The organism is Lysinibacillus sp. VIII_CA (genome assembly GCF_049943995.1).
Lineage (GTDB): Bacteria > Bacillota > Bacilli > Bacillales_A > Planococcaceae > Lysinibacillus > Lysinibacillus pinottii.
This window is the reverse complement of record NZ_JBNFXM010000113.1, coordinates 1-268: the sequence shown is the minus strand read 5'-3', so window position 1 is coordinate 268 and position 268 is coordinate 1. Positions and strand designations below refer to the sequence as shown.

General features: G+C 65.3%; 1 protein-coding gene. It reads right to left on the bottom strand.

Annotation, left to right across the window (positions count from 1 at the left end; all coding sequences use genetic code 11):
* Nucleotides 1–128: 128 nt before the first annotated feature.
* Entirely contained in the window at nt 129–257 is a 129-nt protein-coding gene (locus ACP3VS_RS24445; RefSeq protein WP_426390322.1) for a PqqD family protein, read from the bottom strand.
* Nucleotides 258–268 lie beyond the last annotated feature (11 nt).

Here is a 268-nt window from a genome sequence, read left to right as displayed (position 1 = left end):
GCATTGCAGCGGGCAGCGATGGGTCAGCTCGGCCAGCACGGCGAGCGGAATGCCGAAGGTTTCCGCGACCGAGGCCGGCTTCTCGTGCGTGCCCGGTTTGGTCGATGCCGTTTCAGCAATCAAATCCGTCATGATGCCGAGCGCTCCCGCGCCTCGACCAGGAACCCCTTGTCCGCCAGATCCTGCAGCATGGCGATGACGTCGCGGCTGATCTCGGCACGATCGGTCGCGTATTTCTCGGCCAACTGCCCGACCAGCTGCTCGACGC